Raw genomic sequence first — 24,815 nt, 5'->3', positions numbered from 1 at the left:
CTGAGGCGGGAAAAAGTTGAACTTCCCCGCTGCGCAAGGGCTTTCCGTCTTGGACGAACAGGGTTACGGTCACTGAGATGTACAGGACATGTTGATCTCCGGTGCGACGGCGCGCTCCGGCGAGACAGCAGACCGAGAGCAACAGATGCGGGAACACGGGTGCTTGGACGAGCACTCCCCCCCATCCCCCCACCCGAGGCGAGCGCAGCGCTCGCGCTGGCTGTCCCCTCGGACCCGCACGTACGACAGGCATTTCCGGAGGACTCTCGTGCACAGTCAACGACGTCCCAGAGGCCGAACATTTCTCGCAGCTCTGACCGGCGCCCTGCTCGCGGGGTCGACCCTCAGCGCCGTTCCGGCCACCGCCGCCGACCCTGGAAGACAGGCCGCCGCCCCCACGTTTCAGCAGGTGACCCTGGCCAAGGGCGCCGAAGAAGCAGGCGAGCCCATGACCCTCGCGGTCCTGCCGGACCGTCAGGTCCTGCACACCTCACGCGACGGCACACTCCGAATCACCGACGAGGGCGGCACCACCAAGGTGTCCGGCACCCTCGACGTCTACAGCCATGACGAGGAAGGTCTGCAAGGAGTCGGGGTCGACCCCGGCTTCGCCCAGAACCGGGCGATCTACCTCTACTACGCGCCCAAGCTCGACACCCCCACGGGCGACGCGCCCGAGACGGGCACGGCCGCCGACTTCGCCCCCTTCGACGGGGTCAACCGGCTCTCGCGGTTCACGCTGAACGAGGACGGAACCCTCGACAAGGCGAGCGAGAAGAAGGTCATCGACGTCCCCGCCTCGCGTGGCACCTGCTGCCATGTCGGCGGTGACATCGCCTTCGACGCGGACGGCAACCTGTATCTGTCGACCGGCGACGACACCAACCCGTTCGCCTCCGACGGCTACAGCCCGATCGACGACCGGCCGAACCGCAACCCCGCGTTCGACGCCCGCCGTTCGGCCGGCAACTCCAACGACCTGCGCGGCAAGGTGCTGCGTATCAAGGTCGCGGACGACGGCTCGTACACCGTCCCCGAGGGCAATCTCTTCGCCCCCGGTACGGAGAAGACGAAGCCCGAGATCTACGCCATGGGCTTCCGCAACCCGTTCCGGATCTCCGTCGACAAGGAGACGGGCGTCGTCTACGTCGGCGACTACGGTCCCGACGCCGGCGCGGCCGACCCGGACCGCGGCCCGGCCGGCCAGGTCGAGTTCGCCCGCGTCACCGAGGCGGGCAACTTCGGCTGGCCGTACTGCACCGGCGACAACGAGCCCTTCAAGGACTACGACTTCGCCACCAACACCTCGGGCGAGGCCTTCGACTGCGCGGCACCCAAGAACGACTCGCCGCACAACACGGGGCTGACCGAGCTCCCGCCGTCGCAGGCCGCCTGGATCCCGTACGACGGGAACAGCGTCCCGGAGTTCGGCGACGGCTCCGAGTCCCCGATGGGCGGTCCCGTCTACAACTACGACGCGGACCTCGACTCCCCGGTCAAGTTCCCCGAGGAGTACGACGGGAACTTCTTCGCCGGCGAGTTCGGCCGCAAGTGGATCAAGCGCATCGACCAGGGTGCCGACGGCACCGTCAACTCGATCAACGACTTCCCCTGGGCCGGCACCCAGGTCATGGACCAGGAGTTCGGCCCCGACGGCGCGCTCTACGTCCTCGACTACGGCACCGGCTACTTCGGCGGCGACGCGAACTCGGCGCTCTACCGCATCGAGAACGCCACCGAGGGCTACGCACCGGTCGCGGTGGCCGCGGCGGACAAGACCTCGGGCACCGGCCCGCTGGAGGTGGCCTTCTCGTCGGAGGGCACCGAGGACGCGGACGGTGACGAGCTCACGTACGCCTGGGACTTCGGCGACGGGGGCACCTCCACCGACCCGAACCCGACCCACACCTTCGAGGAGAACGGCACCTACTCGGCGACCGTCACCGCGAAGGACCCCGGCGGGCTCACCGGCACCGCGTCCGTGCAGGTCGTCGTCGGCAACACCGCACCCACGGTGAAGCTGGAACTGCCCGCGCCGGGCACGCTGTTCGAGTTCGGCGACGAGCTGCCGTTCAAGGTCACCGTGACCGATCCCGAGGACGGGGAGGACATCGACTGCTCCAAGGTCACCGTCCGCTACATCCTCGGCCACGACAGCCACGGTCACCCGATCACCTCGAAGACCGGCTGCGAGGGCACCATCACGGCGCCCGCCGACGCCGAACACGATCCCAACGCGAACATATTCGGAGTGATCGACGCCGAGTACACCGACGGCGGGGGCGGCGGCCAGGCCGCGCTCACCGGTCACGGCCAGTCCGAGATCCAGCCGAGGCACCGTCAGGCGGAGCACGCCAACGACTCGTCGGGCACCACCGTCACCGATCGCGAGGGAGCCAACGGCGGCAAGACCGTCGGCGGCATCTCGGACGGCGACTGGATCTCCTTCGAGCCGTACCAGCTGGCGGGCGCGGCCAAGCTCACCGCGCGGGTCTCGTCCGGCGGCGCCGGCGGCACCCTGGAGGTGCGCGCGGGCGCGGCCGACGGGGACGTCCTCGGCACTGCCGAGGTGCCCGTCACCGGCGGCTGGACCACCTTCGAGGACGTCGAGGTACCGCTCAGCGGCGCCCCGGCGGGGACGACCGATCTCGTCCTGAGCTTCAAGGGCGGCGATGGCGACCTCTTCGACGTGGACGACTTCGAGATCACCGGGGACGCACCCGCCGAGGCGGGCGAGCGTGTCCTGGTCTTCTCCAAGACCGCGGGGTTCCGTCATGACTCCATCGAGGCCGGTACAGCGGCCCTGAAGGAGCTGGGGGAGTCCACCGACATCGCGGTCGAGTCCACGGAGGACGCGGGCGCGTTCACGGCGGGGAACCTCGCGAACTACGACGCGGTGGCGTTCCTGTCCACCACCGGTGACGTACTGAACGCCGAGCAGCAGACGGCGTTCGAGGAGTACGTCGCCGGAGGCGGCGGCTATCTGGGTATCCACGCCGCCGCCGACACCGAGTACGACTGGGAATTCTACGGAGGCCTGGTGGGGGCCTACTTCGACTCCCACCCGGCGATCCAGCCCGCCACCGTGAAGGTGGAGGACCACGAGCACCCGGCCACGGCCCATCTGGAGGACACCTGGGACCGTACGGACGAGTGGTACAACTACCGCACCAATCCCCGTGAACAGGCCCGGGTGCTCGCCTCGCTGGACGAGTCGAGCTACGAGGGCGGGAACATGGGCGGCGATCACCCGATCGCCTGGTGCCAGACGTACGACGGCGGCCGGTCCTTCTACACCGGGGGCGGCCACACCAAGGAGTCGTACGCCGAACCGGCCTTCCGTGACCATCTGCTCGGCGGTCTGAAGTACGCCACCGGACAGGTCGAGGCCGACTGCACGCCGGTCGGCTCCGACCCGGACCCCGGATACACGCCCATCTTCGACGGCGAGACGCTGGACGGCTGGAAGCAGGCCGGTCCAGGCAAGTTCGACATCGTCGACGGTGAACTGCGCTCCGATGGCGGCATGGGCCTGCTCTGGTACGAGGCGAAGGAACTGTCCTCGTACTCGCTCAAGCTCGACTGGAAGATGGCCGGCGACGACAACTCCGGTGTCTTCGTGGGCTTCCCGGCCTCCGACGACGTCAACTCGGCCGTGAACAACGGCTACGAGGTCCAGATCGACGCCACCGACGCCGACGACCGCACCACGGGATCGGTGTACGGATTCCAGGCCGCCGACATCGAGGCCAGGGACAAGGCGCTGAAGCCGCCTGGCGAGTGGAACAGCTACGAACTCAGGGTCGAAGGGGAGCGCCTCCAGGTGTTCCTCAACGGGGTCGCGATCAACGACTTCACCAACACCGACCCGGCCCGGAGTCTGAAGGACGGCTACATCGGCCTGCAGAACCACGGCGCCGACGACCAGGTCTCGTATCGGAACATCCAGCTCAAGGAGGGCCCTACGTAGGCGTCACGGTGAGGTGACAGGGACGTGCCCGGCGGTGGTCAGCAACCATCGCCGGGCCGTCCGGCCTGCCATTTCTGCCTTTGTCCTCAACTGGGAAAAAGTTCAACCCAATTGCTGCGCAAGGTCTTTCCGGCGCGGACCAACCGGGCTAACGTCCAGCGAGATGTAGGGGACACGTTGCTGGCACAGGACGTACCTCAGGCACACGTCGGGAGGCGCCACGCGTCCTCCCGGCACCCGCACGTACGAACAGCCCCACCCTCGGAGGACTTTCGTGCCCAGAAGACGTCATAGATCCAGATCCCTCCTCGCGCTCGTGGCCGGTGCCCTCATCGCCGGCACCATCTCCGCCGTACCGGCCGCCGCCCACCCGGACGATCCCCATCCCGCGGACGGCACCTTCCAGCAGGTCGCCCTCGCCAAGGGCGCCGACGAGGTCGGCGAGCCGATGTCGCTGGCCGTCCTGCCGGACCGTCAGGTCCTGCACACCTCGCGCGACGGAACGCTGCGTATCACCGACGCGGCCGGCGCCACCAAGGTCGCGGGCAAGCTCGACGTGTACACGCACGACGAGGAAGGTCTCCAAGGCGTCGGTATCGACCCCGACTTCGCGGAGAACCGGGCGATCTACCTCTACTACTCCCCGGTGCTCGACACCCCCGCCGGTGACGCACCCGAGACGGGCACGGCTGCCGACTTCGCCCCCTTCGACGGGTACAACCGGCTCTCCCGCTTCACGCTGAACGAGGACGGCACCCTCGACAAGGCCAGCGAGAAGAAGGTCCTCGACATCGAGACCAACCGCGGTCTCTGCTGCCACGTCGGCGGTGACATCGCCTTCGACGCCGACGGCAACCTCTACCTGTCGACGGGTGACGACACCAACCCCTTCGCCTCCGACGGCTACACGCCGATCGACGAACGCTCCAACCGCAACCCGGCCTTCGACGCCCGGCGTTCCTCCGGCAACACCAACGACCTGCGCGGCAAGGTCCTGCGGATCAAGGTCGCCGAGGACGGTTCGTACACCGTCCCCGAGGGCAACCTCTTCGCCCCCGGCACCGCGAAGACCCGCCCCGAGATCTACGGCATGGGTTTCCGCAACCCGTTCCGGATCAACGTCGACCAGAAGACCGGCATCGTCTACGTCGGTGAGTACGGCCCCGACGCGGGCGCGGCTTCCGAGACCCGTGGCCCGGCCGGCCAGGTCGAGTTCGCTCGGATGACCGAGGCCGGCAACTTCGGCTGGCCCTTCTGCACCGGCGACAACGACGCCTACCGCGACTACGACTTCGCGACCGGCACCTCGGGGCCCGCCTTCGACTGCGCGGCGCCGAAGAACGAGTCGCCGCACAACACCGGTCTCACCGACCTGCCGCCCGCCCAGGCCGCCTGGATCCCGTACAACGGGAACAGCGTCCCGGAGTTCGGCGACGGCTCCGAGTCCCCGATGGGCGGCCCGGTCTACAACTTCGACCCGGAGCTGGAGTCCGCGGCGAAGTTCCCCGAGGAGTACGACGGCGACTTCTTCGCCGGCGAGTTCGGGCGCGAGTGGATCAAGCGCATCGAGAAGGACGCGGACGGCACCGTCACCGGCATCCACGACTTCCCGTGGACCGGCACCCAGGTCATGGACATGGAGTTCGGCCCCGACGGCGCGCTCTACGTCCTCGACTACGGCCGCTCCTGGTTCGGCGGCGACGAGAACTCGGCGGTCTACCGCATCGAGAACATCGCCGACGGCCGGGCACCGGTCGCCGTGGCCGCCTCCAACAGGACGTCGGGTGTGGCGCCGCTGCGGGCGAACTTCTCCTCCGCGGGCACCACGGACGCGGACGGTGACGAGATCACCTACGCCTGGGACTTCGGCGACGGCGGCAAGTCCACCGAGCCCAACCCCAGCCACGTCTACAAGAAGAACGGCACCTACACCGCGACGCTGACCGCCACCGACCCCAAGGGTCACACCGGCAGCGCGTCCGTACGCGTGGTCGTCGGCAACACCGCGCCCAAGGTGACGCTCACCGTGCCCGCCGACGGCGCCCTCTTCAAGTTCGGCGACAAGCTGCCCTTCAAGGTCACCGTCACCGACCCCGAGGACGGCCCGATCGACTGTGACAAGGTCACCGTCAACTACATCCTCGGCCACGACAGCCACGGCCACCCGATCACCTCGGCCAAGGGCTGCGAAGGCACCATCACCGCCCCGGCCGACGGCGAGCACGACCCGAACGCCGACATCTTCGGTGTCATCGACGCCGAGTACACCGACGGCGGAGGCGGCGGCCAGGCCGCGCTCACCACGCACGACCAGGTGCAGCTCCAGCCCCGCCACCGGCAGGCCGAGCACTTCACCAACTCGTCGGGCGTCAACACCTTCGACAAGGCGTCGGCCAACGGCGGCAAGACCGTCGGCGACATCAGCAACGACGACTGGATCTCCTTCAAGCCGTACAACCTGACCGGGTCCAAGACCCTCACCGCCCGGATCTCCTCCGGCGGCGCGGGCGGATTCCTCGAAGTGCGTACGGGCTCCGCCACCGGCAAGCTCCTCGGCTCCGCGCCGATTCCGGTGACCGGCAGCTGGGACACCTTCCAGGACATCGACGTACCGCTGCGCTCGGTGCCGAAGGCCACCACGGAGCTGTTCCTCGTCTTCAAGGGCGGCGAGGGCGCGCTCTACGACGTCGACGACTTCGAGATCAGCGACCAGGCGGCCGGCCGCACCGAGAAGCGGGTCCTCGTCTTCTCCAAGACCGCCGGGTTCCGTCACGACTCCATCGAGGCCGGCACAGCGGCCCTGAAGGAGCTGGGCAAAACCAGCAACATCACGGTCGACTCCACCGAGACCGGGGCGCAGTTCACCACGAACAACCTCGCCCGGTACGACGCGGTGGTCTTCCTCTCCACCACCGGTGACGTCCTCAACCCCGAGCAGCAGAAGGCCTTCGAGTACTACATCTCCACCGGCGGTGCCTACATGGGCGTCCACGCCGCGTCGGACACCGAGTACGACTGGGCCTACTACGGCAAGCTCGTCGGTGCCTACTTCTCCGGTCACCCGCAGATCCAGCAGGCCACCGTCCGGGTCGAGGACAAGGCCCACCCGGCCACCGCCCACCTGGACGACGAGTGGCAGCGCACGGACGAGTGGTACAACTACCGCGACAACCCGCGCTCCAACGTGCGTGTCCTCGCCACCCTGGACGAGACCACCTACCAGGGCGGCACCATGAAGGGCGACCACCCGATCGCCTGGTGCCAGACGTACGAGGGCGGCCGGTCCTTCTACACCGGAGGCGGCCACACCAAGGAGTCGTACGCCGACCCGGCCTTCCGTGAGCACCTGCTGGGCGGTCTGCGCTACGCGGCCGGCCAGGTGAAGGCCAACTGCAAGCCGAACACCGGCTACCGCAGCATCTTCAACGGCAAGACCCTGGAAGGGTGGAAGCAGGCCGGTCCGGGCAAGTTCAACATCGGTGGCGGCGAACTGCACACCGAGGGCGGCATGGGCATGCTCTGGTACCAGGCCAAGCAGCTCGGCTCGTACTCGCTGAAGATGGACTGGAAGATGGACGGGGACGACAACTCAGGTGTCTTCATCGGCTTCCCGGCCTCCGACGACCCCTGGTCGGCCGTCAACAACGGATACGAGATCCAGATCGACGCCACGGACGCGGCGGACCGCACCACCGGTGCGATCTACACCTTCAAGTCGGCCAACATCAAGGCCAGGGACCAGGTTCTGCGGCCTCCGGGCCAGTGGAACAGCTACGAGATCAAGGTCCAGGGTGAACGGGTCCAGGTCATCCTCAACGGAGTCAAGATCAACGACTTCACCAACACCGATCCGGCGCGCAGCCTGAAGGACGGCTACATCGGCATCCAGAACCACGGTGCCGACGATCAGGTCGCGTTCCGCAACATCCAGCTGAAGGAACTGGCCTCCTAGCACCAACCAGGAGGACCACCCGGCCTCCTGGCCCAGTCCAGGAGGCCGGCCGCCAGCCGGCGGCGGGCGGGGAGGCGCCGTACCCCCCGCCCGCCGTCCACCAACCCACCCACCCGGCAGGAGGCAGCCCGTGACCACCAACGATTCGACTGCAGGACGTACCGGAGTCTGGTTCGTCGGAGCACGCGGCTCCGTCGCGACGACAGCTGTCGCGGGATGCGCGGCGGTCACCGCCGGGCTCCACCCCGCGACCGGCATGGTCGCCGAGACCCCGCCCTTCGCGGAGTCGGGCCTCCCCGCCCTGTCGTCGCTCGTCTTCGGCGGCCACGACACCGCGAGCTGCCCCCTGCCCAAGCGGGCCGAGGCGCTCACCGCGGCGGGAGTCCTGCCGCACGGCCTGCCCAACACGATCGCCGCCGAACTGGAGGCGGCCGACGCGGAGATACGCATCGGCGGGCCGATGCCCGGCGACACCCGCGACGACGACGAACTGATCGCCGCGTTCGCCGACGACATCATCTCCTTCGTCCGGCGCACCGGCGTCGCGCGCGCCGTCGTCGTCAACGTCTCCTCCACGGAGCCCGAGCCCGCCGCGGACGACCCGCGGATGCCGGCCAGCTCCCTCTACGCCGCCGCCGCGCTCAGGGCGGGCTGCTCGTATGTGAACTTCACTCCGTCGACCGGGCTGCGGAGCGCGGCCCTCGCGGACGCCGTCGAGGCCAGTGGACTTCCCCACGCGGGCCGTGACGGCAAGACAGGCCAGACGCTGCTCCGTTCCGTGCTCGCCCCGATGTTCGTCCAGCGTGCCCTCGATGTCAGGGCCTGGTCGGGCACCAACCTGCTGGGCGGCGGGGACGGAGCGGCGCTGGCCGACCCGGCGGCTGCCGCCGCCAAGAACGCGGGCAAGGAGCGGGTCCTCGCCGACACGCTCGGCACCGCGCCCGAGGGCGAGGTGCACATCGACGACGTGCCCGCGCTCGGCGAGTGGAAGACGGCGTGGGACCACATCGCCTTCGACGGGTTCCTCGGCTCCCGCATGATCCTCCAGACCATCTGGCAGGGCTGCGACTCGGCGCTCGCCGCGCCGCTCGTACTGGACCTGGCCCGGCTGGTCTCCCGCGCGCACGAGGCCGGACTGAGCGGGCCGCTGCCGGAGCTGGGCTTCTACTTCAAGGACCCGGACGGCGGGCCCGCCGCGCTGGCCGAACAGTTCGACGCGCTCCTCTCCTTCGCCGAGCGCCTGAAGGAGAGCAAGTGACCTTGCGCGCCTGGGCCGAACTCCTGCGGGTGTCGGCGCTGTTCACGGTCCCGGGCGACGCCCTGGCCGGCGCGGCGTCCGCGGGGGTGCGGCCCAACCGCGGCACCGCGCTGGCCGTCGGCGCGTCCCTGTGCATGTACGAGGCGGGGATGGCGCTCAACGACTGGGCGGACCGTGACGAGGACGCCGTGGAGCGCCCGCACCGCCCGATCCCCTCGGGCCGGATCACCCCGAACGCGGCACTGGCGGCGGCGGGCGGCCTGACGGCCACGGGCCTCCTCCTGGCCTCCCGCGCGGGCCGGCCGTCCCTGGCGCTGACGACGGCGCTGGCGGCGACGGTGTGGGCGTACGACCTCCGCCTGAAACACACGGCGGCGGGCCCGGCGGCGATGGGCGCGGCTCGCGCGCTGGACGTACTGCTGGGCGCGACGGCGACGGCGACGGCGACGGCGACGGCGACGGCCTCGGCGTCTCGCCGGACCCCGACACCGCGCGTCTCGAAGCCCGGCTCCGACCGGACCCCGGTGGCGGCTTCGCCGAGCAGGCTCACCGCATCGGCGGCCCCTCGGCGGGGCGTGCTGTCACGTCTGTCGGCCTGGGCGACCGGCTCCGTCCGGACCTCGCCGTCCGGCCACGCGGGCGGTTCGGCCCCCCGGGGCCTCCCGGCGGGCGCCCTCGCGGGGTCGGCTCCCCGTCCGGCGGTCGAGGCCGCCGCGTCGACGGCGCGCACCTCGGCGGGTCAAGGCCGTGCGGCAACGCCGGTTGGCGCCCTGGCGGGCAAGCTCGCGGGTTCGGGTCCCCGTCCGGCGGTGGAGGCCGCCGCTTCGACGGCCCGTTTCCCGGAGCTGCCCGCCGAGCGGGGTGTGCTGGCGCGTTTGTCGGCCTGGGCCGATGGCTCGGCGGGTCAGGCCCGTCCGGTGGTCGAGGCAGCGGCCTCGTCGGCCCGCTTCCCTGGCCCGCCGGGCGGTTCGGCCTCTCAGGGCCGTAATTCGACGCTGGGCAGCGCCCCGGCGGGCAAGTACGCCGGCTCGGGTCCCGGTCCGGTGCTGGAAGCTGCTGCTTCGACGGCCCGTTACCCCGCGCCGCCGGGCGGTTCGGCCAGGAGCGGCGGGTGGCCCCACGCCGTGCCCCGGCGGGCCCTGCTTCCCGCCGCCCTCCTCGGCGCGCACACCGTCGCCGTCACCGGCGTCTCGCGAAGTGAGGTGTACGGCGGGGCCGTTGGGGCTCCCCTCGCCGCGCTCGCCCTCACCGGGGTGCTCGGCGGAGTTGTCGGGCGCCCGCAGGACGTCGGCGTCGCGGCCCTCGTCACCGCCGGGCTCGCCGCCGCGTACGCGGTGACCGCCGGGCGGCCCTTCCTGCACGCCGCGCTCAATCCGTCGCCGCAGCTCACCCAGCGCGCCGTCGGCGGCGGGATCCGGGCCATGATCCCGTTCCAGGCCGCGCTCGCGGCGCGCGGCGGGTCGCCGGCGATCGGGCTCGTCGTCATGGGACTCGTGCCGCTGGCGCGGAAGTTCGCGAGAAAGGTGAGTGTGACATGACCATCCGCTACGGATACGGCACCAACGGGCTCACCGATCTGCGTCTGGACGACGCGCTCGGGCTGCTCGCCGACCTCGGGTACGACGGGGTCGGACTGACCCTCGACCATATGCATCTCGACCCGCTCGCCCCCGAACTCGCCGCCCGCACCGCCAAGGTGGCCGCCCGGCTCACCGAGCTCGGTCTCGATGTCACCGTCGAGACCGGTGCCCGCTACGTGCTCGACCCGCGCCGCAAGCACGGGCCCACCCTGCTCGACGCCGACCCCGAGGGCCGCGCCGCCCGCACCGATCTGCTCGTCACCGCCGTCCAGGTCGCCGCCGACCTCGGCGCGCACGCCGTGCACTGCTTCAGCGGCATCACACCCGAGGGCACCGACACCGACACCGCCTGGAAGCGGCTGGAGGAGTCGATCACCCCGGTCGTCGACGCCGCGAGGACCGCCGGCGTCCCCGTCGCCATCGAGCCCGAACCCGGCCATCTCCTCGCCGACATCGCCGGCTTCCACCGCCTCAGAACGCTCCTCGGCGACCCCGAACCCCTCGGCCTGACACTCGACATCGGCCACTGCCAGTGCCTGGAGGCGGCGTCGCCCGCCGACTGCGTCCGGGACGCGGGCCCCTGGCTGCGGCACGTACAGATCGAGGACATGCGGCGCGGCGTGCACGAGCATCTGCCGTTCGGGGACGGCGAGATCGACTTCCCGCCCGTGCTGGCCGCGCTCGACGCCACCGGCTACCAGGGCCTGACCGTCGTGGAGTTGCCCCGCCACTCGCACGCCGGCCCCGAAATGGCCCGTACCTCCCTGGACTTCCTGCGCTCGAAGGGAGCATCGGTATGAACCGTCAGGAGATCGACGGCCGGCTCGACGCGAAGGCCGTCGCCTGGCTGGACCAGGCACTCGCCGAAGCGGCGGAAGCGGCAGAGGCGGCCGAGAAGCCCGACAACGTTGCCGTCCCCCGATGGGAACTCCGCTTCGCCGCCGCCGGCCGTCACTGCGGCCAGGAAAACGCCGACGACGTCCGCACCCTCCTGCTGCGCCGCGCCGGAGCGGACGTCGGCACCCTGACCCGGCTCTACCAGCAGGGCGCCGCCGCCGAGCGCCGCGCCGTACTCCTCGCGCTGCCCGACCTCGTGCCAGGACCCGAGGCCCTGCCGCTCGTCGAGGACGCCCTGCGCACCAACGACACCAGACTCGTCGAGGCGGCCGTCGGCCCGTACGCCGCCGGCCATCTCGACCCGCACGCCTGGCGGCACGCCGTACTGAAGTGCCTCTTCACCGGCGTGCCCGTCGCCGCGGTCGCCGACTTGGAGCGCCGCGCCCACGGCGACGCCGAACTCGCCCGGATGCTCGCCGACTACGCGTCCGAGCGCACCGCGGCGGGCCGGTCGGTACCCGCCGACCTGCACCGCGTACTGATCATGACCGGCGAGGAGTCCTGATGCGCATCTTCGACCCCCACATCCACATGACCTCCCGCACCACGGACGACTACCAGGCCATGTACGCCTCCGGAGTCCGTGCGCTCGTCGAGCCGTCCTTCTGGCTCGGCCAGCCCCGTACCTCGCCCGCCAGCTTCTTCGACCACTTCGACGCGCTGCTCGGCTGGGAGCCCTTCCGCGCCGCGCAGTACGGCATCGCGCACCACTGCACGCTCGCCCTCAACCCCAAAGAGGCGAACGACCCGCGCTGCACACCCGTCCTGGAGGAGCTGCCGCGCTATCTCGTCAAGGACGGCGTCGTCGCCGTCGGCGAGATCGGCTACGACTCCATGACCCCCGCCGAGGACGTCGCGCTCGCCGCCCAGCTCCAGCTCGCCGCCGAGTACGCGCTGCCCGCGATGGTCCACACCCCGCACCGCGACAAGCTGGCCGGGCTGCGCCGCACCATCGACGTCGTACGCGAGTCGAACCTCGACCCCGAGCATGTGCTGCTCGACCATCTCAACGAGACGACCGTCAAGGACGCGGCGGACAGCGGCAGTTGGCTCGGCTTCTCCATCTACCCCGACACCAAGATGGACGAGGACCGGATGGTCTCCGTCCTGCGCAACCACGGCACGGACCGGGTCCTCGTCAACTCCGCCGCCGACTGGGGCAAGAGCGACCCGCTCAAGACCCGGAAGGTCGGCGACGCGATGCTCGCCGCCGGCTTCTCCGACGACGACGTCGACAAGGTGCTGTGGCGCAACCCCGTCGCGTTCTACGGCCTCAGCGGCAGACTCCAGCTCGACGTCCCCGCGCCGGAAGCCCTCCACGAGGGGAACTCCATCCTCCGCGGCGGTGAGTGAGCCATGCGCTTCCGCCACCCCGACGGCTCCACCGTCCATCTCTCGTACTGCACCAACGTCCACCCCGCCGAGAACCTCGAAGGCGTCCTGGCCCAACTGCGCGACCACTGCGAGCCGGTCCGTAAGCGCCTGGGCCGCGACCGCCTCGGCATAGGTCTGTGGCTCGCCAAGGGCGCGGCCCGCTCGCTGATCAACGACCCCGCCCAACTACGCGGCCTCAAAGGCGAGTTGGAGCGGCGCGGCTTGGAGGTCGTGACCCTCAACGGATTCCCGTACGAGGGCTTCGGCGCCGAAGAGGTCAAGTACCGCGTCTACAAACCGGACTGGGCCGACCCCGAGCGCCTTGAGCACACCACCGACCTCGCGAGGCTCCTCGCGGCCCTGCTGCCCGACGACGTCACCGAGGGCTCCGTATCGACGCTGCCGCTCGCCTGGCGCACCGACTTCGACGAAGCGGCCGCCCGCACCGCCCACGCCGCGCTCACCACCCTCGCCGAACGGCTGGACGCGCTGGAGGAGTTGACCGGCAAATCCATCCGGATCGCGCTGGAGCCCGAGCCCGGCTGCACCGTCGAGACCACCGCCGACGCGATCGGGCCGCTCACCGACGTGGCCAGCTCCCGGATCGGCATCTGCGTCGACACCTGCCATCTCGCCACCTCCTTCGAGGAGCCGTCGACGGCGCTCGAAGCGCTCACCGAGGCCGGAGTCACCATCCCCAAGGCGCAGCTCTCCGCCGCGCTGCACGCCGAACACCCCCATCTGCCCGAGGTACGGGACGCCCTGGCCGCCTTCGCCGAGCCGCGCTTCCTGCACCAGACCCGCACCCGTACGGCGGCCGGGCTGCGTGGCACCGACGACCTCGAAGAGGCCCTGGCCGGCGAGGCGCTGCCCGACGGCGCCCCCTGGCGCGCCCACTTCCATGTCCCGCTGCACGCCCCGCCCGCCCCGCCCCTGACCTCGACCCTCCCCGTACTCCAGGAAACCCTCGCCCGGCTCGTCGGTGGCGCCGAACCGCTGACCCGCCACCTGGAGGTCGAGACGTACACCTGGCAGGCGCTCCCGCCCGAGCTGCGCCCCCGCTCACGCGGCCGGCTCGCGGAGGGCATCGCCGCCGAACTGACGCTGGCCCGCGACCTCCTGGTCGACCTGGGTCTCAAGGAGCTGCCATGACCGCCGACCCCACATCCGAGCCGAAGACCGGGCCCGCCGAGCCCGCCGAGACCGCGACGGGCCCCACCCCGCTGCTGGTCCTGGACGTCGTCGGCCTCACCCCCCAGCTCCTGGCCCATATGCCGAATCTCAAGAAGCTGGCCGCCGCGGGCTCGCAGGGCCCGCTGACCACCGTGCTGCCCGCCGTCACGTGCAGCGCGCAGTCCACGTTCCTCACCGGCACCCTGCCGTCCGAGCACGGCATCGTCGGCAACGGCTGGTACTTCCGCGAACTGGGCGACGTGCTGCTGTGGCGCCAGCACAACGGACTCGTCTCCGGCGACAAGCTCTGGGACGCCGCCCGCCGCGTCCACCCCGGCTACACCGTCGCCAACATCTGCTGGTGGTACGCGATGGGCGCCGACACCGACTACACCGTCACACCGCGCCCCGTGTACTACGCCGACGGCCGCAAGGAGCCCGACTGCTACACCCGGCCCCCGGCCCTGCACGACGAACTGCACGACAAACTCGGCACGTTCCCCCTCTTCCACTTCTGGGGCCCCGGCGCCGACCTCGTCTCCTCGCAGTGGATCATCGACGCCACCCGCCACATCATCGACACCCGCCGTCCCGATCTGGCGCTCTGCTATCTCCCGCACCTGGACTACGACCTCCAGCGCTTCGGCCCCGACGACCCCCGCTCCCACCAGGCGGCCCGCGACCTCGACGCGGCGATGGGCCCCCTGCTGGCCGACGCGCGCCGCGAGGGCCGCACGGTCGTCGCCCTGTCCGAGTACGGCATCACCAACGTCTCCCGGCCCGTCGACATCAACCGGGCCCTGCGCCGTGCCGGCCTCCTTGAGGTCCACACCCAGGACGGCATGGAGTATCTGGACCCGATGGCCTCGCGCGCCTTCGCCGTCTCCGACCACCAGATCTCGCACATCTACGTGCGCCGCCCCGAGGACCTGGACGCGACCCGCGAGGCGCTGAAGGACCTCAAGGGCATCGAGGAGATCCTGGACGACGAGGGCAAGAAGAACTACGGCCTGGACCACCCGCGCTCCGGCGAACTGGTCGCCGTCGCCGAGCCGGACGCCTGGTTCACGTACTACTACTGGCTCGACGACGCCAAGGCTCCCGACTTCGCCCAGCTCGTCGAGATCCACCGCAAGCCGGGCTACGACCCCGTCGAGCTGTTCATGGACCCCGCCGACCCGTATGTGAAGGTCAAGGCGGCCAAGGCCATCGCCCGCAAGAAGCTCGGCATGCGCTACCGGCTCGCCGTGGTCCCCCTGGACCCCTCACCCATCCGCGGCAGCCACGGCCGCCTTCCCACGAGCGACGACGAGGGCCCGCTCATCCTCTGCTCCACCCCCGAAGCCGTCACCGGCCGCACCGAGGCCACCGACGTGAAATCCCTGCTCCTCAACCTCGCAGGACTGCACTGACCTAAGGAGTTCCACGCATGAGCCGCAAGAAGTCAGTCGACCCGGAGCTCGCAGCGAAGCTCAGCCGCCGCAACATGCTGGGTGTGGCGGCGGGCACCGGTGCCGCCGCCATCCTCGGTCTCTCCGCGGCCACCCCCGCAGCCGCCACCGAGCGCGGCCGGGGCCACGGTCACGGAAAGACCGAGCCGGTCCTCACCCCGGGCCACCTCGGCATCCAGCTCTACTCGCTGCGTGACAAGGTCAACTCCCTCGGCTTCGCGAAGGTCTTCGAGGAGCTGGAGCGCTTCGGCTACGACGAGATCGAGTACGCGGGCTACACCCAGGGCAGCGCGGGCGCCATCACCATCCCGCAGCTCCGCAAGCTGGCCAGGAACCACGGCCTGCGCCCGATCGGCAGCCACGTCAACTACGCCGACGACAACAACCCGGACGCGTACAGCTTCGCCCAGAACCTGGAGAAGGTGCTGGACGACGCCCAGGCGCTGGGCCTCGACCACATCGGTACGGCTTCCGGACCCTTCCGTCACGGTGACACCGTCGACGCCTGGAAGCGGGCGGCCGAGGACTTCAACACCTACGGCGCCGCCGCCCGCAAGCGCGGCATGAAGTTCTACCAGCACAACCACGCCGAGGAGTTCTCCTTCGCCAGCGACAAGCCGGGCGTCCGCCTCTACGACGTCCTGCTCGCGGAGACAGACCCCAAGCTGGTCTATCTGGAGATGGACATCTACTGGGCCTTCTCCGCCGTGCACCGCTTCAGCAAGACCGGTGACGGCAAGCCCGCCCCCTTCGACCCGCTGCGCTACGTGCTCAAGCAGCCCGAGCGCTACCCCCTCTTCCACGTCAAGGACGGCGTGAAGAACGAGGAGGCGCGCGACGGCTACGACATGGTCGACGTCGGCGACGGCGACATCGACTACAAGAAGTTCATCTCGGCCGTGAACAAGACCCACAACGGCCGCAGGACCCACCACTGGCAGGCCGAGCACGACAACCCGGTCGACTCGATCCTGTTCGCCCAGAAGTCGGCGGACCACCTGCACTCGCTGCGCGAGAAGCGCTGCTGACCCGCCCGACCCGCATGACTCGCCCATGACGAGGCCCCCTGTACGACTCCTTCCGGAGCCGCACAGGGGGCCTCGTGTGTGTGCGCGATCCCGTTTTCCGGACCCGCTCAGGCGTCCTCCCGCCCGATCGGGTTCGGATTCGCCTGGATCTTCTTGATGTCCGGCCGCCCCGGAGCCTTCAGGAAGGTCGCCAGGCACGCCGAGAACAGTCCGACGCTGCCGGCGATGACGAACGCGGTGTTGTAACCCCAGTTGCTCACCACGACTCCACCCACACCGGCACCGACCAGGCCGGAGATGAGCTTGGAGCTGTAGACCATGCCGTAGTTCGACGCGTTGTTGTTCTCGCCGAAGTAGTCCGCCGTCATGGCCGCGAAGAGCGGGAAGATCGCGCCGCCGCCGAAGCCGGAGATCATCGAGCAGACCAGGAACAGCGGCATACTGCCCGCGGATCCGGAGGCCAGCACGCCGAACTGCGACATGCCCAGGACGATGCAGACGAAGATCAGCGTCTGGCGGCGCCCGTACTTGTCGGAGATCCAGCCGATGACGCCTCGGCCCGTACCGTTCACGATGGCCTTCAGCGACATGGCCGTGGCCACGATCCCGCCGGCGAAGCCCATTTCCTTACCGAACGGCACCTGCATCGCGATACCGAAGATGTTGATGCCCGCCGTGCAGAGCAGGCAGAACCACATCATCCACAGGACCGGGACCCGTGCGGCTTCCTTCGGGGTGTACTGCCGGACGGCCGGCGGGTTCTTCTCCAGCGCGCGCCGGATCCTCGGGTCGTCGGAGACCTTCAGCGGGTCGGCACCCTCGGGCCACCAGAACTTCGGCGGGTCCTTGAAGAACCAGCCGGAGACGGCGACCATCGCGCAGCAGACCACACCGACGAAGACCAGCACACCCTGGTAGTTGCTCAGGTCCATGTACGAGGTGAAAAGGAAGACGAAGGGCACGGAGCCGTAGGCGAAACCGCCGTTGACGAGGCCGGTCTTGCCTCCCTTGCGCTCCGGATACCACTTGCCGACCATGTTGACGCAGGTCGCGTAGACGAGACCGGCGCCGATACCGCTGAACATACCGAAGCCTATGTACGCCACGATCACGTGCGGCGCGTAGGCCAGGGAGAGGTAGCCCAGCAGCGTGCCCAGCGCGCCGAGCATCATCGCGTAGCGGGCGGGCAGCTTGCCGCTCTCACGGAGCTGCCCCGCGGGGAAGGCCACGGCCGCCTGGAAGAAGATCCAGACACCCATCAGCCAGAAGATGTGCCCGCTGCTCCACGCGTGTGCCGTGTGGAGAGTGTCCTCGGCCGCGGTGAACGCGTACTCCGAGGAGCTGATCCCCATCATGCCGATCCACGGGAAGAGCACCATCGTCCAGCGCGGCCGCCCCATGATCTGCCGGTCGGACTGGCCGATCCGGTAGATGCGGCCGTTCCGGTCGGTCACCTCCTGATAGGGGACGGATGTGGAGATGTCAGTTGTCGCCATTTTCGATCGAACCCCTTGCGTCGAAGAAGTCAGGCCAGCGCCCCCTGTCCGTTCTCTTCGTGCGGGGGGCCTGCGATGAGCGGAATCCACAGGCCCCCTGGGTCGCACCGTCAGCTCATCCGGCGCCTCCCTACAGCTCTGCGGCTTGCGCCGTACGGCCTGCGCTCGGCCGCTGCCGGTCTCTCACAGCAGCCCCGCCGCCCGCGCCCAGCGGTATTTCGCGCCGAGCACCTCGACGGGCTTCTCGGTGGTGTACGGGTACGCTACGACGCCCCGTTCGTAGAGGTACTGGCACGCGGCCTCCACCTCGACGTCGCCCGCGAGCGACGCCACCACCGGCTTCTCGATGCCGCGTTCCCTGAACTCGGCCACCACCCGCGCCGTCAGTTCGGCGAAGACCATCGGCGGGGTGACGATTGTGTGCCAGTAGCCCAGCACGAGTGAGTGGATCCGGGGATCCTCCAACCCGAGCCGGATCGTGGCCTCGTAGGTGGACGGCGGCTCGCCGCCCGTGATGTCCACCGGGTTGCCCGCCGCCCCGAAGGGCGGGATGAAGGCGCGGAACGCCTCGTCCAGGTCCGGCGGGATCTCCATCAGCGACAGGCCGTTGTCGACGATCGCGTCCGACAGCAGCACCCCCGACCCGCCGGCGCCCGTGATGATCACGACGTTGTCGCCCTTGGGGGTGGGGAGTACGGGCAGCCCGCGCGCGAACTCCAGCATCTCGCCAAGACCCGGCGCCCTGATGACGCCCGACTGCCGCAGGATGTCCTCGTACACCGCGTCGTCGCCCGCCAGGGCCCCGGTGTGCGAGCCCGCCGCCTTGGCGCCCGCCGCCGTACGACCGGCCTTGAGGACCACCACGGGCTTCTTCGGTACGGTCGCGCGCGCCGCCTCGACGAAGGCGCGGCCGTCCTTGAGGTCCTCCAGGTGCATCGCGATGCAGTCGGTGTTGTCGTCCTCACCGAACCAGGTCAGCAGGTCGTCCTCGTCGAGGTCCGACTTGTTGCCGAGTCCGACGATGGCCGACACACCGGTCCTGGTGGTCCTCGCGAAGCCGAGGATCGCCATCCCGATGCCGCCGGACTGCGAGGTCAGTGCCACGCCGCCCTTGACGTCGTACGGGGTGCAGAACGTGGCGCAGAGGTCCTGCCAGGTGGAGTAGTAGCCGTAGATGTTCGGCCCGAGCAGCCGGATCCCGTTCTCCTCGGCGATCGTCACGATCTGCTGCTGGAGTTCGTGCTCGCCGGTCTCGGCGAACCCGGACGGGATCAGGACGGCGTTGGGGATGTTCTTGCGGCCGACCTCGGTGAGCGCGGTGGCGACGAACTTCGCGGGGATCGCGAATATCGCCACGTCAGGCTCACCGGGAACGTCCATCACGCTCTTGTACGCCTTGCGGCCGAGAATGTCATCGGCTTTGGGATTGACCGGGTAGATCTCGCCCGCGAAACCTCCGTCGATAAGGTTCCGCATGACCGAATTGCCGATCTTGCCGTCCTCGTTGGAGGCACCGATGACCGCCACCGAACGCGGCTCCATGAGCCGGCGCATGGAGGTGAGGATCTCCTCGCGCGAGTAGGTGCGCCGTACGGCGGGCACCTCGTCGGTGAGCAGGATCCGTACGTCGGCCGCCATGACCCCGCTCGCCGACGCGAAGACCGGGTTGAGGTCCACCTCCGCGATGTTGGGGAAGTCGGCGGCCAACTGCGAGACCCGCACCACGAGATCGGCCAGCGCGTCACGGTCGACCGCCGCACCGCCCCGTACGCCGCGCAGGATCTCCGCGGCCCGGATGCCGTCCAGCATGGACAGCGCGTCGTCCTTGGTGGCGGGCGCGAGCCGGAAGGTGACGTCCTTCAGCACCTCCACCAGGACACCGCCGAGACCGAAGGCCACGACCTTGCCGAAGGTGGGGTCGGTGACCGTACCGATCAGGATCTCGGTGCCCGCGGGCACCATCTGCTGCACCTGGACGCCCAGGATCTGCGCGTTCGGGTCGTACGCCCGCGCGTTGGACACGATCGTGGTGAAGGCGGCCCGTACCTCGGCCGCCGAACCGACGCCGATCTGCACGCCGCCCGCGTCCGTCTTGTGCAGGATCTCCGGCGACACGATCTTCATCGCGACCGGGAAACCGATCCGGGCGGCCACGGCCACCGCGTCGTCGGCCGACTCCGCGAGCGCCTCGCCCGGCGTCGGGATCCCGTACGCGTCCGTGATCGCCTTGCCCTCGGGCGCGGTCAGCGACGTACGCCCCTGCGCGAGCGCGGTCTTGATGATCGCGTCGACGTTGTCCTTGTCGGGCTTGAAGGCAGTGCTGTCCGCCACTAGATGACTCCGTTCGTCTTCAACAGGCGCAGTTCCTCGTCGCCGAGACCGAGCTCGCCGACGTACACCTCCGCGTTGTGCTCACCGAGCAGCGGGGATGCGGTGATGTGGACGGGGGAGTCGGAGAGCTTCAGCGGGCTTCCGACCGTGGTGAAACTCCCGCGCTGCGGGTGCTCGACCTCGACGACCATCTCGTTGGCCGCGAGCGAGGGGTCCTCGATGATCTCCTTGGTGGAGAGGATCGGGCCGCACGGGATGTTGTGCGCGTTGAGCTTCTCCAGCACCTCCCACTTGGGAAGGGTCGAGGTCCACTCCTCGATGAGCTGGAACATCTTGCCCAGCTTGGTGAGGCGGGCCTCGGGAGTCGCCCAGTCAGGGTCGTCGGCCAGTTCGGGCCGGCCGATCAGTTCGCTGACGGGCTTCCAGCCGACCGGCTGCACGATCACGTACACGTAGTCGTTCGGGCCGCCCGGCGCGCACTTGACCGCCCAGCCGGGCTGTCCGCCGCCGCTGGCGTTGCCGGAGCGCGGGACCGCGTCGCCGAAGTCCTCGTTCGGGTACTCGGCCAGCGGGCCGTGCGAAAGGCGCTGCTGGTCACGGAGCTTGACCCGGCAGAGGTTGAGCACGGCGTGCTGCATCGCGACGTTCACGCGCTGCCCGCGCCCGGTGGCGGTGCGCTGGTAGAGCGCGGCCAGGATGGCGGCCACCGCGTGCATGCCGGTGCCGGAGTCACCGATCTGCGAGCCGGTCGCCAGCGGCGGACCGTCCTCGAAGCCGGTGGTCGACATCGAGCCGCCCATCGCCTGCGCGACGACCTCGTACGCCTTGAAGTTGGTGTACGGGCCTTCGCCGAAGCCCTTGATCGAGGCGTACACGATCTTCGGGTTGATCTCCTGGATCTTCTCCCAGGTGAATCCCATCCGGTCGACCGCGCCGGGGCCGAAGTTCTCGACCATCACGTCGGAGCGGCGGATGAGTTCGGTCAGGATCTCCTTGCCGCGCTCGGTCTTGGTGTTGAGCGTGACACTGCGCTTGTTGCAGTTGAGCATCGTGAAGTACAGCGAGTCGACATCGGGGATGTCGCGCAGCTGCTTACGGGTGATGTCGCCCGTCGGCGCCTCCACCTTCACCACGTCCGCGCCGAGCCAGGCGAGGATCTGGGTGGCCGAAGGGCCGGACTGCACATGCGTCATGTCGAGGACACGGATGCCGCTCAGGGCCTGGGGGCTCGGTGTGTCGGGGGAGTTCTCCGGGGCTTCGAGAGCCTGGGTCATCATGGCCTCCCTTACTTGTACATGGTCTGGTTCATGGTTCCGGGGGCGTACGCGTCGGGGTCGACCCAGACGTTGATCAGTGACGGCAGCCCGGACTCGCGGGCCCGCTGGAGCGCGGGTGCGATCTCGGCCGGGTCCCTGACCTCTTCGCCGTAACCGCCCAGCATCTGGGCGAACTTGTCGTAGTGGACGTCGCCGAGGGTGTTGCCGACCCGCTCGCGCTCGTCGCCGTACTTGGCCTTCTGGCCGTAACGGATCTGGTTCATCGACGAGTTGTTGCCGACGATGCCCACGAACGGCAGGTTGTAGCGGACGAGCGTCTCGAAGTCCCAGCCCGTCAGCGAGAACGCGCCGTCGCCGAAGAGCGCCACGACCTCCTTGTCAGGCCGCGCCTTCTTCGCCGCGAGGACGAAGGGGACGCCGACACCGAGCGTGCCGAGCGGGCCCGGGTCCATCCAGTGGCCGGGCGACTTGGGCTGCACGACCTGGCCGGAGAAGGTGACGATGTCGCCGCCGTCGCCGATGTAGATCGAGTCCTCGGTGAGGAATTCGTTGATCTCGCTGACCAGCCGGTAGGGGTGGATCGGCGAGCTGTCCTTCTTGAGCGAGGGCAGCCGCTTCTCGATCGCCGTCTGCTCGGCGGCCCGCAGCTCCTCCAGCCATGCCTTGCGCTTGACCGAGCCGCCGTTGATCCGGCCGCTCGCCGCCTCGGTGACCGACTTCAGGACGAGGCCGGCGTCGCCGACGATGCCGAGGTCGATGTCGCGGTTCTTGCCGACGGTGCGGTAGTCGAGGTCGATCTGGACGACCGTCGCGTCGGGCGAGAGCCGCTTGCCGTAACCCATCCGGAAGTCGAAGGGCGTGCCGACGATGATGATGAGGTCGGCGTTGGTGAAGGCGTAGCGGCGGGAGAGCTGGAAGTGGTGCGGGTCGCCGGGAGGCAGGGTGCCCCGGCCCGCGCCGTTCATGTAGGCGGGGACGTTCAGCGTCCGTACGAGCTCGATCGCCTCGTCCGTGGCCCGGGTGGTCCACACCTGGCTGCCGAGCAGGATCGCCGGCTTCTCGGCGTGCACGAGCAGATCGGCGAGCTTCTCGATGGCCGCGGGGTCACCGGCCGAACGGGTCGAGGCCCGGTACTGGCCGGCCTTGGGTACGCGTGCTTTGTCGGCCGGGACCTTCGCGTCGAGGACATCGCGCGGAATCTCCAGGAAGGACGGGCCGGGAGCGCCGTTGTAGCACTCCCGGAAGGCCATGGAGACCATGTCGGCCGCGCGGGCCGTGTCGGGGACGGTCGCCGCGAACTTGGTGATCGGCGTCATCATGTCCACGTGCGGCAGGTCCTGCAGCGAACCCATCTTGTGCTGGGTGAGTGCGCCCTGGCCGCCGATGAGCAGCATGGGTGACTCGGCACGGAACGCGTTGGCGACACCGGTGACGGCGTCGGTCGTGCCCGGTCCCGCGGTGACGACGGCGCAGCCGGGCTTGCCGGTGATGCGCGCGTAACCGTCGGCGGCGTGGGCGGCGACCTGCTCGTGACGTACGTCGACGACTTCGATGCCCTCGTCGACGCAGCCGTCGTAGATGTCGATGATGTGGCCGCCGCAGAGGGTGTAGATGACCTCGACACCTTCTGCCTTGAGTGCCTTGGCGACCAGATGACCACCGGAGATGAGTTCCTGGCTGTCGTCGGGCATGAGGTTGTCCTGTCCCTTCGTAGGGGAGCCGGGGGTGCTCTTGGGGGTGCTCCCGAGTGCTCCCGCGATGGATTGCATACAGTCGACGAATACTGTATGAAGCTTGTTATCCCGCATTCGGTGGGTGGTGTCCAGGGGGCGTGCGGCACTTTCATTCGTTTCTGTTGCAGTGGGAGCCGGCATGGATCTGTACGAGCACCAAGCCAGAGACCTGTTCGCGGAGTACGGCATCGCCGTGCCGGAGGCCGAAACCGTCGAGTTCGCGAGGGAAGCCGCCCTCGCGGCGGAGCGGCTCGGCGGCCGGGTCGTCGTCAAGGCACAGGTGAAGACCGGAGGCCGGGGCAAGGCAGGCGGGGTGAAGCTCGCGGCCGATCCGGCCGCCGCGGAACTGACCGCTCGCCAGATCCTCGGGATGGACATCAAGGGCCACACCGTCCGCACGGTGATGCTGGCCCAACCGGTGGACATCGAGACCGAGTTCTACGTCAGTTACGTGCTCGACCGCGCCGCGGGGACCTTCCTCGCGATCGCGTCCGCCGAGGGCGGCATGGAGATCGAGGAGGTGGCGGCGACCCGCCCCGAGGCGGTGGCCCGGATCCCGGTCGATCCGGCCGAGGGCGTCACGGCGGCCAAGGCGGCGGAGATCGCGGCGGCGGCCGGGCTGCCGCCGGAGACCGCCTTCGTACTCCAGTCGCTCTGGCAGGTCCTGATCAAGGAGGACGCGCTGCTGGTCGAGGTCAACCCGCTCGTCAGGACAACCGACGGCCGCATCCTGGCACTTGACGGAAAAGTGACCCTGGACGACAACGCCCGGTTCCGCCAGAGCCGTTGGGGCGACGACCAGGAGGACCCGGGCGCCGACCCGCTGGAGGCGGCAGCCGCCGCCAAGGGCCTCAACTACGTCAAGCTCGACGGCGAGGTCGGCATCATCGGCAACGGCGCGGGGCTCGTCATGTCGACCCTCGACGTCGTCGCCGGCTGCGGCGCCCGCCCCGCCAACTTCCTCGACATCGGCGGCGGCGCCTCGGCCCAGGTCATGGCCGACGGACTCTCCGTCATCCTGTCCGACCCCGACGTGAAGTCCGTGTTCGTCAACGTCTTCGGCGGGATCACCGCCTGCGACGCCGTCGCCGACGGCATCGTCCAGGCGCTGGAGACCGTCCGGCTGACCAAACCGCTCGTCGTACGCCTCGACGGCAACAACGCCGCCCAGGGCCGCGCGATCCTCGCCGACCGTGCGCATCCGCTCGTGGAGCAGGTCACGACCATGGACGGCGCCGCGCGCCAGTCCGCCGTACTCGCCAACGCCGGATGAGCCTGCCAGCAGCAGCAGGCGA

15 protein-coding genes are annotated in these 24,815 nt (G+C 69.6%); 11 read left to right on the top strand and 4 right to left on the bottom strand.

Translation table 11 applies throughout. From position 1 onward, the window contains the following. The first annotated feature begins 145 nt into the window (after positions 1 to 145). The 10 genes from ACFWV8_RS28570 (at position 146) to ACFWV8_RS28525 (ending at position 16,683) form a co-directional block, all read left to right on the top strand. On the top strand, positions 146 to 3,970 hold the full coding sequence (locus ACFWV8_RS28570; RefSeq protein WP_384209946.1) for a ThuA domain-containing protein: 3,825 nt from the start codon (positions 146 to 148) through the stop codon (positions 3,968 to 3,970). 274 nt (positions 3,971 to 4,244) lie between these two features. Continuing rightward, entirely contained in the window at positions 4,245 to 7,922 is a 3,678-nt protein-coding gene (locus ACFWV8_RS28565) for a ThuA domain-containing protein (RefSeq protein WP_384209886.1), read from the top strand. Between the two features lie 130 nt (positions 7,923 to 8,052). Further along, on the top strand, positions 8,053 to 9,180 hold the full coding sequence (locus ACFWV8_RS28560; RefSeq protein ID WP_384209880.1) for an inositol-3-phosphate synthase: 1,128 nt from the start codon (positions 8,053 to 8,055) through the stop codon (positions 9,178 to 9,180). Further along, positions 9,177 to 10,718 carry a UbiA family prenyltransferase gene (locus tag ACFWV8_RS28555; RefSeq protein WP_384209875.1) on the top strand — a complete coding sequence of 514 codons (1,542 nt, stop codon included), beginning with the start codon at positions 9,177 to 9,179 and terminating at the stop codon, positions 10,716 to 10,718. Before ACFWV8_RS28560 ends, ACFWV8_RS28555 begins: the two co-directional genes overlap by 4 nt. Continuing rightward, the gene (locus ACFWV8_RS28550; RefSeq protein WP_384209870.1) at positions 10,715 to 11,560 is read left to right on the top strand and encodes a sugar phosphate isomerase/epimerase family protein; all 846 of its coding nucleotides are present in this window, start codon (positions 10,715 to 10,717) and stop codon (positions 11,558 to 11,560) included. The genes ACFWV8_RS28555 and ACFWV8_RS28550 overlap by 4 nt, the downstream gene beginning before the upstream one ends. Continuing rightward, the gene (locus ACFWV8_RS28545; protein WP_384209862.1) at positions 11,557 to 12,162 is read left to right on the top strand and encodes an EboA domain-containing protein; all 606 of its coding nucleotides are present in this window, start codon (positions 11,557 to 11,559) and stop codon (positions 12,160 to 12,162) included. The genes ACFWV8_RS28550 and ACFWV8_RS28545 overlap by 4 nt, the downstream gene beginning before the upstream one ends. Beyond that, positions 12,162 to 13,010, top strand: coding sequence for a TatD family hydrolase (locus tag ACFWV8_RS28540; RefSeq protein ID WP_384209859.1), 849 nt, complete (start codon positions 12,162 to 12,164; stop codon positions 13,008 to 13,010). The genes ACFWV8_RS28545 and ACFWV8_RS28540 overlap by 1 nt, the downstream gene beginning before the upstream one ends. A 3-nt stretch (positions 13,011 to 13,013) precedes the next feature. Beyond that, positions 13,014 to 14,183, top strand: a complete 1,170-nt coding sequence (gene eboE / locus ACFWV8_RS28535; RefSeq protein WP_384209855.1) for a metabolite traffic protein EboE — start codon at positions 13,014 to 13,016, stop codon at positions 14,181 to 14,183. Further along, complete coding sequence (locus tag ACFWV8_RS28530; RefSeq protein ID WP_384209852.1) at positions 14,180 to 15,616, top strand: alkaline phosphatase family protein; 1,437 nt, start codon at positions 14,180 to 14,182, stop codon at positions 15,614 to 15,616. Before eboE ends, ACFWV8_RS28530 begins: the two co-directional genes overlap by 4 nt. A 17-nt stretch (positions 15,617 to 15,633) precedes the next feature. Then, positions 15,634 to 16,683 carry a sugar phosphate isomerase/epimerase family protein gene (locus ACFWV8_RS28525; protein ID WP_384209849.1) on the top strand — a complete coding sequence of 350 codons (1,050 nt, stop codon included), beginning with the start codon at positions 15,634 to 15,636 and terminating at the stop codon, positions 16,681 to 16,683. A 107-nt stretch (positions 16,684 to 16,790) separates the two neighbouring features. Here the strand turns inward: ACFWV8_RS28525 and ACFWV8_RS28520 are convergent, their stop codons facing one another. The 4 genes from ACFWV8_RS28520 to ACFWV8_RS28505 form a co-directional block, all read right to left on the bottom strand. Further along, positions 16,791 to 18,179, bottom strand: a complete 1,389-nt coding sequence (locus ACFWV8_RS28520; RefSeq protein WP_329379188.1) for an OFA family MFS transporter — start codon at positions 18,177 to 18,179, stop codon at positions 16,791 to 16,793. A gap of 183 nt (positions 18,180 to 18,362) precedes the next feature. Next, positions 18,363 to 20,462 carry an acetate--CoA ligase family protein gene (locus tag ACFWV8_RS28515; protein ID WP_384209943.1) on the bottom strand — a complete coding sequence of 700 codons (2,100 nt, stop codon included), beginning with the start codon at positions 20,460 to 20,462 and terminating at the stop codon, positions 18,363 to 18,365. 47 nt (positions 20,463 to 20,509) lie between these two features. After that, a complete protein-coding gene (frc, locus tag ACFWV8_RS28510; RefSeq protein ID WP_384209846.1) occupies positions 20,510 to 21,784 on the bottom strand; it encodes a formyl-CoA transferase in 1,275 nt (424 codons plus the stop codon). A gap of 11 nt (positions 21,785 to 21,795) precedes the next feature. Then, on the bottom strand, positions 21,796 to 23,478 hold the full coding sequence (locus tag ACFWV8_RS28505) for a thiamine pyrophosphate-binding protein (protein WP_329379184.1): 1,683 nt from the start codon (positions 23,476 to 23,478) through the stop codon (positions 21,796 to 21,798). Positions 23,479 to 23,659: 181 nt separating this feature from the next. Between ACFWV8_RS28505 and sucC the strand changes: the two genes are divergently transcribed. Further along, positions 23,660 to 24,793, top strand: coding sequence for an ADP-forming succinate--CoA ligase subunit beta (gene sucC, locus ACFWV8_RS28500; RefSeq protein ID WP_384209841.1), 1,134 nt, complete (start codon positions 23,660 to 23,662; stop codon positions 24,791 to 24,793). Positions 24,794 to 24,815: the final 22 nt, after the last annotated feature.

Origin of the sequence: Streptomyces sp. NPDC058665, assembly GCF_042714995.1 — a bacterium.
Lineage (GTDB): Bacteria > Actinomycetota > Actinomycetes > Streptomycetales > Streptomycetaceae > Streptomyces.
This window is presented reverse-complemented; position numbering and strand designations above follow the sequence as displayed.